Raw genomic sequence first — 452 nt, forward strand, 5'->3', positions numbered from 1 at the left:
CCACCGCCTCCGGGGACCGCCGCACCCACGCCTCGATCAACTCCACCACGGTGGTGTCGGTGTCCACGGCCACGGTGGTGGCGTTGTAGTCCCGCAGCAGCCGCTCGCGTTCGGTATCGGTGAGCACCTCCACCGCCCCTACCGCTATTTGCGGGGTGGCCGCCACCTGCCGCAACACCCGCACGTACCGGGCCGCGAGCGCCTCGACGGTCGCCCGGTCGAACAACTCGGTCGCGAACTCTACGGAGCCGGCGAGTCCACCGTTTGCCGGCAGGTCGTTTCTGTCCTCGACGTGTTCTTCCCAGATGTGCATCATCAGATCCAGACGAGAGACCTCTGCGTGGACATCGATCGGGGTGGCCTGGATGTCGGGCAGTTCGAGGGTGGGGACGGTGTTGTTCTGGAAGGCCAACGCCACCTGGAACAGTGGATGATGCGCGGCCGAGCGGACC

Annotated in this window: 1 protein-coding gene; it reads right to left on the reverse strand. The window is 66.8% G+C overall.

Annotated elements, in window-relative coordinates; genetic code table 11:
• Positions 1 to 452 (reverse strand): condensation domain-containing protein (locus ACX4ZE_RS23110; RefSeq protein ID WP_480275573.1); only part of this gene is annotated, 452 nt, incomplete at both ends.

It is taken from the genome of Nocardia sp. TBRC8007, assembly GCF_056629435.1.